This window comes from Siphonobacter curvatus (genome assembly GCF_002943425.1).
Classification (GTDB): Bacteria; Bacteroidota; Bacteroidia; order Cytophagales; family Spirosomataceae; genus Siphonobacter; species Siphonobacter curvatus.
Genome location: NZ_PTRA01000001.1, coordinates 2848646 through 2860478 on the forward strand (window position 1 = coordinate 2848646; position 11833 = coordinate 2860478).

Genomic DNA, 11833 nt, shown 5'->3' on the forward strand with positions numbered 1-11833 from the left:
CCTCAGCAGTCACCTCACGCAATGATCGGCCCGGTGACTGCTGTTTTTTTCTATCCTTCCCTAACTACCGCATGAAACCATTTCTTGTCTTACTATCCTTTACTTTGATTACCCTCATTGGCGTGTGGCTCTCGTCGGGAGCCTGGCACCTGCGTTTTGCGGCCAATGTGGGCATGAGTGTCATGTTACTATTTACGGCTCTGGGCCACTTCGTCTTTTGGAAAGGAATGTCCCTGATGTTACCTCCGTTCATTCCCTTTCGAAAGGTTATTGTCTGGGCAACGGGGGTTCTGGAAATAGCCGCCGCTATGGGTTTGCTCTTCCCTACCTTTCGCCATACGACGGCCGTTTGGCTCATTATCTTCTTTATCCTAATTTTTCCGGCCAATGTGTATGCGGCCCTACAACGAGTGGATTACCAGAAAGCAACCTACACCGGGCCCGGTACTGACTATCTCTGGTTACGGACGGCTTTACAATTTTTCTTTATTGTCTGGGTCTGGTTTTTCAGTTGGTAGCCGTTTTCGCATGAAGTCGATCCATAAGGCTACTATCTAGTATAAATGAAAAAGAGACGCGATCTGTATATCGCGTCTCTTTTTCATTATTTAACCTTCCACTCCAGGGAAAGATTGGGTAGTTGTAAATCCCGGTGCGGCGTGGGCGGCTCGCGTAATTGCCAACTTAACGTATTACTGGGTTCTAGTTTTATCCGCTGGAGTCGTTTGCGGTACATGACCTGCGGAACCTGATCGCTGATGAAAACGGGTACCTGATCGTGGTAGCGGTTGTAGAGTTTGACCAATAACTGATTCGTACCCGGCCGTATTTTCAGTAGCACCACATCCCGCGTCGAATCCGTTTTTTCGGGATTGTTGTGCAGTAACAGCGGTTGTCCGTTCAGCCAGACGCCTACCGCATCCCCACTTTTAATCTCTACCAGTACGGGCTGAGCTTTATCCGCCGAAATCTCCTGGAGTACAAACCAGCTTTGGGAAGGCTGAGCGGGTAGCTGATGAGCCTCGCCTTTTTTCCAATCCGTCGCCTGCCAGGGTTTTCCACTGGCGGACCAGCTTCGCGAAGGATCAATGGGGATGACGCTCGTCCAGCCAATGCCGGTATTGGCCACTTGATTCAGATAAATCGGTCCCCAGGTCAGCTTGCCCGTCTGCGGAATAGACACTTCTTCTGCTTCATCCAGAATAACGGGTTGCGATTCACCATTGACCTGCAAATCAATACTACGGCCTTTTTCTTCCTCGGTGAATACCATCGTAGGGGTTACCGAAGTAGCTTTGGGAAGTTCGATCTGCCAGGAATCTTTCACGACCGTTCGGTAATACGTATTATAGTCCACTCCACCCATGCTGTAGTGATGTTCGGCGTTATCGTGCTGGAGTATTACCGTCTTCTGCGTTGGATCTACCGTCAGTACCTGGGCAGGCGGTACGCTGTAGCCGTTCGCAAATTCCAGCATGAGCACCGGAACGTCTTTCACCGATTTGATTTCAGCTGGTAACATGATTTGAATATTGTTCCCCATTCGCTTGTACGAAGCCGTTTGTTGCGGCTGACCCAGTACGTGAATGATCTTGACCGCCCCGGTGATATTGGGTAGCGTAATGGTACGGCTGGTGGGCATTTGCAGCAGCGACAGGTACAGTTTATTCGTTCCCGAAGCCGTTACCTCCCCCCATTTGAAGGGCGTAGGAAAAGGATCGGGACTGGTGCCGTATACGGCTTCTCCGTTCTGCCGGAGCCATTTACCGATCTTAAGTAATACGTCCCGTTCAAATTCCACGACGGTGCCATCGCCCCGTGGACCGATGTTCAGCAGATAATTTCCACCGCGACTGACTACTTTCAGTAAACTAGCCAGTTTTTCTCGGGCCTTATCCTCCACCGAACCGTGTTCCTGCCAGGAGCGGTACCCCCAGGTTTCGTCGTAGATGGAAGCAGGGGTTTGCCAAGGCGTAGCGATTTTGTAGTTGGGATATTCATTGTCACCCATGACACAGAAATCACCCGCCTCGTTGCCCAGTCGTCCGCTAACCATACAATCGGGTTGCAATTGGTGAACCAGCTCCCGGAGCTCGCGACTTTGCTGAGGCGTTTGCGAACCCATATCAAACCAGAGTTCGGAAATGGGTCCGTAATTGGTGAGCAGTTCGCGAATCTGATTTTTGTTGTATTCGTGGTGAGCCGCCGGAATCGGATCGGAATTACTACTGGAAATGGGGTACGCCGCTGGAAAATGCCAGTCGATAACCGAGAAATACAGTCCGAATTTAAGTCCGTTCCGCTGACAGGCCTCGGCCATTTCTTTCACGACATCGCGGTGATAAGGCGTGGCATCTACCATATTGAATTTCGTGTAGGCCGATTTGAATAGGCAAAAGCCATCGTGGTGCTTCGAGGTCAGTACAATGGAACGCATGCCCGCCGCTTTTGCTAGCAGGGCTACCGAATCCGGATTCCAGAGTTTAGGATCGAACGTTTTAGCGACATTCTCGTACGTATCGCTGTATAGACCCGCGGCATGAGCCCGAATTTGCTCGCTGTAACCTCTGGACACGGGCTTACCTTCCCAAACCCCGCCCAAAACGGAGTACACCCCCCAGTGAATGAACATGGAGTACTTATCGTTCTTCCAGGTTTCCAGGGCTTTAGAAGGCTGTTGAGCTAGACTGGCAAGTGTGGTACAGAAGCTAATGAGTATTAGGTACAATCGTTTCATACAGACCGGTTGAAGGGGTTAGTGTTTCTCTAGCAATAATCGAAAGGCCCAATGTTTGTTTTGATTAGGCCGTGAATTACTGATTTATTTCCGGGGATTGGAATATTTCTTTTCGCGTTTGATACGCACCTTATTGACTAGTAAGGTCTCCCAAAGCTGTCTTTTCTGTCCTACGTATGAAACGCATTAGTATTTTTTTGCTGCTAATCTTTAGCGTCTTGCTTCCTTCATTGACTGTCGCTCAGTCGGTTGAATATCCGTATCCTGTTCAATATATCAACCTCCATCAGGAACAGAAAACGTTTCGTATGGCCTACATGGACGTACCGCCTGTGGGCAAAATGAACGCTAAGACGGCCCTACTTTTTCACGGAAAGAACTTCAACGGCGTGTACTGGCGGGATGTTATTGCTTTTCTACGAAAAGCTGGCTATCGGGTAATCGTACCCGATCAGGTAGGTTGGGGTAAATCCGATTTTCCGGACCTGCATTACAGTTTTCATGCCCTGGCCGCTAACAACAAACGGTTGTTGGATTCGCTCGGTATTGATCAAGTCACCCTGATTGCTCACTCAATGGGCGGCATGCTGGCGACGCGGTTTACGCTAATGTATCCGGAAACGGTACGCGAACTGATTCTGGAAAATCCAATCGGGCTGGAAGATTACCGCACCATTGTCCCTTACCTACCCCTCGACGAAGCTTACCAGAACGAACTTGCCGCCACGTATGAATCGTACAAGAAGTACCAGCAGAGTTATTATCCGCAGTGGAAGCCCGCGTATGAAGCATGGGTACAGGTGCAAGCTGCCGCTCTGAAAGACCCGCGATTCAAACAGATTGCCTGGGTCAATGCCCTCACCTATCAGATGATTTATGAACAGCCGGTTTGTTATGAATTCAAAAATATCCGCGTACCGACTTTACTGATTATTGGTCAGGAAGATCGCACTATTGTGGGTAAGAACCGAGTTCCCAAAGATCGGGTGAATCAGTATGGTCAGTACCCGGCGTTGGGAAAACGTACGCAACAGCAAATACCGGGCAGTAAGCTCATCGCTCTGCCCGGCGTAGGACATATTCCGCACGTACAAGCACTGGAGGCGTATCAAAAAGCTGTATTGGACTTTGTGAAGTAACCTACCATCCAGCAATGTCACCCCATTACAGGTCATCTAAAAACCCCCGAGGGGTTATTAGGTGATTCCTTACGAGAAGGTCATTAATTCTTTTTAGTTGCCGGATCGAAAACCATTCCTGTACACAAGCAGTACCGCCCTTCCGTCCGGTCCAGAACGTCGTGGTTCTTACAAGCCTGACATCCTTTCCAGAAGCGACCATCGTGGGGCAAAGCCTCGAAGGCTACGGGTTGGAAGCCTAAGCGGGTATTTACTTTCATGACCGCTGTCCCGGTAGTAATTCCGAAGATTTTAGCCTGTGGAAATAGTTTTCGACATAATCGAAACAGTTTCCGTTTGAGCTTTTCGGCCAGTTTCATGCCCCGAAATTCCGGAGCGACGATGAGGCCGGAATTGGAAACAAACTTTCCTTCTTCGTACACGTCCCAGTAACAGAAACCGGCCCAGGTGCCATCGGCGTACGTCGCTACGATACCTTCGTGTTCCTGCATTTTGGTCCGGATGTACTCTGGCGAACGTTCGCCGATCCCCGTACCCCGAGCCTCGGCACTTTCCTTCATGGCGATGCAGATCGTGTCGGCGAAGGCGGCGTGCCGGGCCGAGGCTACTTCAATTTTAAACGTATCTTTCATGACCTTAGGGCAGCGAATTGGAAATCTGTCGAATGTATTCACTACGTAATTGTAAGGGCATGAGGTGAATGAGCACTTCCGCACTTTCATCGTGCCGATCCAGCAATGAGGCCAGACCGTATACGTAATTGGCACAAACCGCGTTTCTAATCTGATGGCTCCCGTCAGCGAGCAGTTCGTCCGCGGCTACAAAACAATGTTTGACGGCGATAAAATCGTGGTGGTCCGCAAATCGATGCGTCAGCTCGCTCAGCAGAGCCATCACTTTACAAGGGCCTAGTTCGGGCGAAATCCTCGCCAGATCGCCCTGAGCTTCGGGTACCCGGGTCCGCACCAGCGGAACCAGATCGGCATTGCGTATTTCCATACTTTAGGTAAGTTTTGCCTTTCTGGATACCAAACCAGTACCAGCCGATCAGCCTTTTTCCGAAAAAGCTGATCGTCAGCCAATTATTCAAAGAAGTACTACCTTCGCCTTTCCACTTTGATAGGATGAAATTTTCAAAATGAAAAAAAAGCGTGGCTCGACTTCCCAATCGTGGCTACTTTTGAAGTTTGTACGTAACGTCTCATTCCCGTGAAAAAACTCTTTGCTCTGCTCTGCCTATTCAGTTCTGCTCCCCTCTTTGCTCAGGACTATCTTCCCTCCGTCGAACGCATTTCCAGCCATATTCATACGCTGGCTTCCGATCAAATGAAGGGCCGGGGTACGGGCAGCAGGGAAAACGATAAAGCCGCTCAGTACATCACCAAAGAATTTCGCAAACTCGGTCTGCTACCGATGGGCTCCGAAGGATACTGGCAACCCTTTACGGCTAAAGTGAAGCGAGTCGTTGTAACGGACAGCCTGAGAAAAGCAAAAAACGTAATCGGGTTTCTGAACAATCGGGCTTCGCATACCATTGTCATTGGTGCTCATTATGATCACCTCGGTATGGGTCGTCAGGGTAGTTCGCTAGAAAAAAATCCCGAAGGAAAAATTCATAATGGAGCCGACGATAACGCTTCGGGTGTAGCAGGCTTACTGGAACTGGCTCGGTACTACGCTCAGAATGGGGTGAAAGAAGAATACAACTTTTTATTCATTGCTTTCGGGGCTGAAGAACTGGGCTTGCAAGGTTCCCGCCATTTTCTGGCTAACCCAACCGTACCGCTGGATCAACTCAATTTCATGGTTTGCATGGACATGATTGGTCGGTACAACCCCGATCGTGGCGTGGGCGTTGGTGGCGTTGGTACGAGCGATACCTGGGCCAAAGTATTCGAAGGGGTGGAAGCTTCGGTAAAGTTCTTTACGGATCGGGCAGGTAATGGCGGATCGGATAATGCCGCGTTTTACGCCAAACAAATTCCCGTTTTGTTCTTCCACACGGGTGGCCACGATGATTATCACAAACCCACAGACGACGTAGAAAAAATCGATTTCAAGTCCGAAGTAGGTATTCTTAATCTGGAAATAAAGATCATTGACAACGCTTTGAAGCAACCGAAGATGAGCTTCACGCCCGTTAGTTAGTTTATTAGTTTAGTTGTTGGTTGTTTGTTATTAGTGGTTGTTGATTGTCGTTGGTTTATAGCCGATGGCCTAGGCCCATTACCCACAACCATTAACAAACAACCAACAACTACCCCCCGGTGGTACGCCGAATGGTTTGTTCAATTTCGTCCCATCCTTCATCCGGAATCATTTCCAAAGCACTAAACTGCCCGGCCCCTTTCAGCCACTCGCCGCCATCGATCGTAAAATCCTGGCCGGTGATGTAGGCCGAATAGTCCGACATCAGGTAAGCGGCCAGATTCGCCAGCTCCTGATGCTCGCCAACTCGTCCTAGGGGTACCCGACTTTCCGGTTTGATTAAGTCAGCGACGGGCTCGGGGACGAGTCGGTCCCAGGCTCCTTTGGTGGGAAAAGGTCCGGGAGCGATGTTGTTAAGTCGGATCCCATGCCGGGCCCACTCCACCGCCAGCGAACGCGTCAGGATACGCACCCCCGCCTTGGATACGGCTGAGGGAACGGTATAGCCCGTACCCGTAAAGGCGTAACTGGTGATGATACTCAAGATGGTTCCCGGCTGATTTTGTTGGATCCAGTGCTTGCCCACCGCCAGCGTAAAATTCACTGAACCCTGTAGAACGATGCCGATGACGGTTTCGAAGGCTTTGGCACTTAACCGTTCGGTTGGACTAATGAAATTACCCGCCGCGTTGTTGACGAGGCCATCGAGTCGGCCAAAGCGTTCGAGTGTTTGCGATAGCACGTTTTCGATTTGATCATATTGCCGAACATCACAAGGCACGGCAAGTACCTGCCCACCGGTGGTTTCCATCAATTCCTGGGCCGTAGCTTCGATCACGGCCTGTTTGCGGGAACAAATCGTAACATTCGCTCCCAGCCGAAGAAACTCCCGAGCCATGGATTTTCCCAGGCCGGTACCACCGCCCGTTACCAGAATGGTTTTGCCCGTTAATGTTCCTGGAGTAAGCATGGGTTGGGTATAGAGATGCATGTAGTTAGGTTTAGGTTCTTAATTTATACGGACGATTCGGACGATGAGACCGCCCTTTTTGAGCCTGGGTTTACACAACCAGCCTATCTAGTTTCTTAGGCAGAAAACTCGTACCAGTAATTTTATTAGTTGCCTTGAAGGCCGTTAGAAACTGCCCCATGATAGGTACACGTTTGGAAACTTGTACCAGTTATATCGCCTTCCGTTCCCCCGCTATAATCGAATACCCAACCCTGAAGCGGCTGCCTATCCTTAGCCCCGTATGCCATGTGGGGTACGGACAACCCGTCCCGCTAACTTTACTGAGCTTATCCTACCTAAACGGAAAACTCAAAACTGCAGCGGCGGCCGCTCTAAACTGCCCCCGTCGCTGCCTTCATTTTTGCCAGTCCATTTTTGGCAACCGTCAGCGGGTCTTGGGCGTAATAAGATTTGTTGAATACTTCCAGGGAAAGAATTAGCGGCTGTTCCGGTGTATGAATAGCCTTTAGAATTTTCTGAATCGGAGCTACGCCATCGCCCGTGAAAATGCGATCCGCATCCGTAATCTTTTCAGCGGTGAGATTGGCTGGATAATCATTTACGTGGAAAATTTCCATCGCGGGCTTTCCAACCAGCGGCAAACTCGCCAGACTGGAACCGCCTTTATACAAATGATAGACATCCAGTAGCAAACGTGCCGAAGGATGTCCACTTTCCAAAGCTACGTACATCACCTCACTCAGTTTGCTCAGGTTACTTGAAAATCCCCAGAGTTCCAGGTGCGGGATGACGCCCGTCTGTGTACCCAATTCCAGAATAATCCGGTACCGTTCCGCCACTTTTGTCAAATCCAGTTTAGGAGAAGTGGTGGCTCCCATGGGCGGGGCTGCCGTACGTTTGCAGCCAATACCGGCGAGCATGTCCATTTCCCGTTTCATCTGCTCCAGGGCTTTGGAACGAACGCCCGCATCGTCTACAATCCAGGGAGCAAATCCGATGGCATTTTCGACGGTCAATCCTAAATCCGTAATCACTTTGCGGGCATCCGCCAGCGTTTTCCCCTGTTTCAGATAATCCTGCGCCGTATCTACCCACACCTCTACGGAACGAAATCCCGCCTGAGCAGCGATTTGAAGTTCCTTTTCGAAGCCCAATTTGTGGCCCCGCAGTGTACTCATGTTCAAACAATATTTAAATGAATTCGACACAGAAGGTTTTTGAACGGAAGAGACGGGAAGAAAAAGTCCACCAAACAGCCCTGAAAGTTGACCGATCGTTCGGCGGCGAGTGAAAAGAGGTTCCATAGTAAGCATTCAGAGGTACGAAATAGGGGAAGATTGCTCTCGACGATCTCGGAAAAAGAAAATTTATCCTGACAAATATGCCAAATTTGGCCCAGTGGCTATAGTTTACACATTTTTTTTTCAATATACGTACCTTGTATAGAAAAACTCTAAAGAATACGATTACCTTTGCTGAATCCTGACGTACAGGAGATTTTTGTTTTATTTATTTTTATTCACAATGCAAACAGGCACTGTAAAATTTTTCAACGAAACGAAAGGTTTTGGCTTTATTCTTGATGACGCTTCCGGGCAAGATATTTTCGTGCACGCGACGGGTCTGAGTTCAGCTACCATTCGTCAAGATGATCGTGTTTCTTTTGAAACGATCGAAGGCAAGCGTGGCTTGAACGCCGTAAACGTTAAGAAAATCTAAGTTTTCTTTAGCGTGCTGAAAGCACCCCGTTCCCATCCGGAGCGGGGTATTTTTTTGCTCAAATTCGGCTGATGGCATTCGTTTTTAAACCTATTCAATGCACTTATTATTCGAATAGCCATGAAAACGTTCCTGCGTCCACTACTCCTCTTGATGTCGTTGCTTTGGATAGCGTCGGCCTGTACTACTGTAAACGTAGATAAAAGTAGCCGAGCTAACTTTAGCAAATACAAAACATTCGCCTGGATGGACTCGGATGTTCAGGCGGGTAAAAATCCCGTATACTATAACGAAATCGCTACGCAGAATCTGGAAAACGCGGTTGAAAGCACCCTTGCAGAAAAAGGGTACCAACGCGATGAAAACAATCCGGATATGCTCATTGGGTACCATTTCTTTGTCGAACAGAAAGAACGTACTGTTTCTGATCCGACTCCTTTATACGGTCCTTATATGGGTTGGGGACGTTGGGGTTGGCGAGGCTGGGGCCCAGCGTGGTATGGCTGGGGTGGCCGACAGTCACGCCGGGAAAAATATGAGGCAGGAACGGTAGTACTGGATATTGTAGATGCCAAAACCCGTAAGCTGGTTTGGCGGGGCTCCGTAGAAAAAGCCGTAGATAACCCGACTCAGATTTCCCGTCAGCTTGAACGAGATGTTAATAAAATTGTCGAAAAAGTGCCCGAAGAAAAATCAGGCAAATAACCTGGAATTCAGAAAAAGGAAGCGTTTGGAAACGCTTCCTTTTTCTGTTAAAAATTACTAAGCCAAGGAAAGCTGGGCAATTTTCTCGGAAAGCCGTAGTTTTACGATAGAATTGTCGTACAATGATCTCAAGATTCGCAGCCTTTATCGCCGTATGGATAGGAATAAGCCTGATCTCCGAAGTATCGGCTCAGGATCGCTACATTACTGGCGTTGCTTTAAATGATTCCACCCAAAAGCCTATTAATCTGGCTTCCGTTCGGAACCTCCGAACGCAGGATGTAACGCGTACCAACAAATCGGGTACGTTTTTGATTCTGGCCCGCACGGGCGATCAATTACGCATCACCTGCAATGGCTGTGATGATGCAACGGTTAGCGTTGATTCCACGGGAGACGACATCGTCACTACCGTTAAACAGTACGTTTTTACTACCGAAGGAAGAACACTCGATGAAGTACAGATTACGGCGAAATCGGAAGCCGAGATTAAGTATGAAATCGAGAAAGCTTTGAAAGAGCCCCTGGCTAAAAAAAATATGTCGACGGGGCAGATCATGGAAATGGCTAATTCACCCATTTCACTGATGTACGAACTGTTCAGCAAGCGGGCCAAGAACCTGCGAAAACTGGGCGTTCTTCAGCAACAGGATCGTAAACACAAACTCGCCGAATTCAAATATAACGCTCAGGTGGTTAATCAGGTTACCAAGCTGGATGGTGAAGATCTGGAAGAATTCATGCGATTGTTTCCCATTGACGACGACTTTGTGCTCCAATCTTCGGAGTATGATCTAGTTCAAGTCATCAAAGCTAATTTCAAAAAATACCAGGCTCGTTTAGGGAAGTAAACTCTCCATTTCATTTAGGCCGCTTCGCACCGTACCTTTGTTGGATGCGGTATATGATTTCATTTGCGTACAATGGTGCGGCTTTCAACGGCTGGCAAAAACAACCCAATGCGGTTTCTATCCAGGAAGCCCTGGAAAAATCCCTTTCCGTACTTCTAAAAAATCCCGTCGCCCTGGTTGGATCCGGACGTACCGATACGGGCGTTCACGCCCAGCAGCAGTACGCTCACTTCGAATGGCCTACTCCTATTGCTGACGATTTGGATTTTGTGGCTTTCAAAGCGAACCGTATGTTGCCCCCGGGTATCGTCGTATACCGTATTTTTCCGATTCGTTCAGACGTGCATGCCCGCTTTACGGCTACTTCCCGAAAGTACGAATACCGAATATCAAGAATCAAAAACCCTTTCCGTCCTTCGATGGTTTATCCGTTTAGTTTTCCGCTCGACGTATTGGCTATGAATCAGGCGGCTGAATACCTCCTAACATACAGTGATTTTCAGAGCTTCAGCTTGGTTAATACGCAGGTGAAAACCTTCCGCTGTGCCATTACGGAAGCTCGCTGGGAAGAACGGGGACACGAACTCATTTTTCACGTACGGGCAGACCGTTTCTTACGCGGTATGGTCAGGGCCCTAGTGGGAACACTGATGGATGTAGGACGCGGACGCATTACGGTTACTGATTTTGAACAAATTATTCTGGCGAAAGACCGAAAAAAAGCCGGCCGTGCCGTACCGCCGGATGGGCTTTTTTTAGTCGAGGTCACCTACCCTGCTCACGCGTTCGACCCGCCAACGGACGCTATTGATCTGTAATGAAGGTACAACTGGCCATTTTAGCAGCGGGCCGTTCCAGTCGTCTGGGTCGGCCAAAGCAACTCATCGAATGGGATGAGCAAACGTTACTTTGCCGCGTAACGCAAACCGCCCTGCGGGTCCACGCTAGTGAAACGTCGGTTTGCATCATCACAGGAGCCTACGCTGAACAAGTGGCCGCCACGGTAGCCGACCTGCCCGTAACCGTTCTGTACAATATGGACTGGTCGGAAGGCATGGCGGCATCCGTACGAGTGGCTACGGCGTACGCAATAGAGCAGCAAGCGGATGCTTTGCTTTTTCTACTCACGGATCAGCCCCATTTAACTACGTCAGTACTAGAGGAAATCCTGAATTTATATTCCGGTAAAGCTGACAGTATTGTCGTGTCAGATTACGGCTCGGATTGGGGCGTACCCATGTTGTTTGGTTCGGATCATTTTTCGGAGTTGCTAACCTTAGAAGGCGATCGTGGAGCCAAGCCCCTGGCTAAAAAATATGCTAGCCATCTAAAGAAAGTAGTCTTTCCTTTAGGTTCTGTCGATATTGATACGGAGGAAGACTGGAAGCGGTTTGCAAAAAGTGCTTTTAATGCTTAAATTTGTGATTAAATAGAAATAATTGACCGCCACATTTCTAGGTTTGTTCCGATAGAATTTACCCACCCTAATAAGTCGATAAAATATATCTAGCCCACCCAAAGTCGAACTTACCTAAGTAAAAAGCACTATTTCTATTTACCT

13 protein-coding genes are annotated in these 11833 nt (G+C 48.8%); 8 read left to right on the forward strand and 5 right to left on the reverse strand.

Annotated elements, in window-relative coordinates; translation table 11 throughout:
• The first annotated feature begins 71 nt into the window (after positions 1-71).
• Positions 72-518, forward strand: a complete 447-nt coding sequence (locus tag C5O19_RS11960; RefSeq protein ID WP_102201557.1) for a DoxX family protein — start codon at positions 72-74, stop codon at positions 516-518.
• 86 nt (positions 519-604) lie between these two features.
• On the opposite strand, the gene C5O19_RS11965 is transcribed toward C5O19_RS11960, so the two are convergent.
• The gene (locus tag C5O19_RS11965; RefSeq protein ID WP_104712423.1) at positions 605-2737 is read right to left on the reverse strand and encodes an alpha-L-fucosidase; all 2133 of its coding nucleotides are present in this window, start codon (positions 2735-2737) and stop codon (positions 605-607) included.
• 176 nt (positions 2738-2913) lie between these two features.
• Between C5O19_RS11965 and C5O19_RS11970 the strand changes: the two genes are divergently transcribed.
• Positions 2914-3876, forward strand: a complete 963-nt coding sequence (locus C5O19_RS11970; protein WP_104712425.1) for an alpha/beta fold hydrolase — start codon at positions 2914-2916, stop codon at positions 3874-3876.
• An 83-nt stretch (positions 3877-3959) separates the two neighbouring features.
• On the opposite strand, the gene C5O19_RS11975 is transcribed toward C5O19_RS11970, so the two are convergent.
• Together C5O19_RS11975 and C5O19_RS11980 are read right to left on the reverse strand one after the other, a co-directional pair.
• On the reverse strand, positions 3960-4508 hold the full coding sequence (locus tag C5O19_RS11975) for a GNAT family N-acetyltransferase (RefSeq protein ID WP_104712427.1): 549 nt from the start codon (positions 4506-4508) through the stop codon (positions 3960-3962).
• A gap of 4 nt (positions 4509-4512) precedes the next feature.
• Positions 4513-4875 carry a DUF7674 family protein gene (locus C5O19_RS11980; protein WP_104712429.1) on the reverse strand — a complete coding sequence of 121 codons (363 nt, stop codon included), beginning with the start codon at positions 4873-4875 and terminating at the stop codon, positions 4513-4515.
• Between the two features lie 210 nt (positions 4876-5085).
• On the opposite strand from C5O19_RS11980, the gene C5O19_RS11985 reads away from it, so the two are divergent.
• Positions 5086-6024 (forward strand): M20/M25/M40 family metallo-hydrolase, encoded by a 939-nt coding sequence (locus tag C5O19_RS11985; protein WP_243406375.1) that lies wholly within the window; start codon positions 5086-5088, stop codon positions 6022-6024.
• 109 nt (positions 6025-6133) lie between these two features.
• On the opposite strand, the gene C5O19_RS11990 is transcribed toward C5O19_RS11985, so the two are convergent.
• Together C5O19_RS11990 and C5O19_RS11995 are read right to left on the reverse strand one after the other, a co-directional pair.
• On the reverse strand, positions 6134-7015 hold the full coding sequence (locus C5O19_RS11990) for an SDR family oxidoreductase (RefSeq protein ID WP_104712432.1): 882 nt from the start codon (positions 7013-7015) through the stop codon (positions 6134-6136).
• Positions 7016-7368: 353 nt separating this feature from the next.
• Complete coding sequence (locus C5O19_RS11995; protein WP_104712435.1) at positions 7369-8301, reverse strand: sugar phosphate isomerase/epimerase family protein; 933 nt, start codon at positions 8299-8301, stop codon at positions 7369-7371.
• Positions 8302-8521: 220 nt separating this feature from the next.
• Between C5O19_RS11995 and C5O19_RS12000 the strand changes: the two genes are divergently transcribed.
• The 5 genes from C5O19_RS12000 to C5O19_RS12020 all read left to right on the forward strand — a co-directional run bounded on the left by C5O19_RS12000 (position 8522) and on the right by C5O19_RS12020 (position 11689).
• Positions 8522-8716 (forward strand): cold-shock protein, encoded by a 195-nt coding sequence (locus C5O19_RS12000; RefSeq protein ID WP_093199677.1) that lies wholly within the window; start codon positions 8522-8524, stop codon positions 8714-8716.
• Positions 8717-8836: 120 nt separating this feature from the next.
• On the forward strand, positions 8837-9421 hold the full coding sequence (locus tag C5O19_RS12005) for a DUF4136 domain-containing protein (RefSeq protein ID WP_104712437.1): 585 nt from the start codon (positions 8837-8839) through the stop codon (positions 9419-9421).
• Between the two features lie 122 nt (positions 9422-9543).
• Complete coding sequence (locus tag C5O19_RS12010; RefSeq protein ID WP_104712440.1) at positions 9544-10272, forward strand: hypothetical protein; 729 nt, start codon at positions 9544-9546, stop codon at positions 10270-10272.
• A gap of 53 nt (positions 10273-10325) precedes the next feature.
• Positions 10326-11090, forward strand: a complete 765-nt coding sequence (gene truA, locus C5O19_RS12015) for a tRNA pseudouridine(38-40) synthase TruA (RefSeq protein WP_317046486.1) — start codon at positions 10326-10328, stop codon at positions 11088-11090.
• Positions 11090-11689 carry a nucleotidyltransferase family protein gene (locus C5O19_RS12020; RefSeq protein ID WP_104712445.1) on the forward strand — a complete coding sequence of 200 codons (600 nt, stop codon included), beginning with the start codon at positions 11090-11092 and terminating at the stop codon, positions 11687-11689. Before truA ends, C5O19_RS12020 begins: the two co-directional genes overlap by 1 nt.
• The last annotated feature ends 144 nt before the right edge of the window (positions 11690-11833 follow it).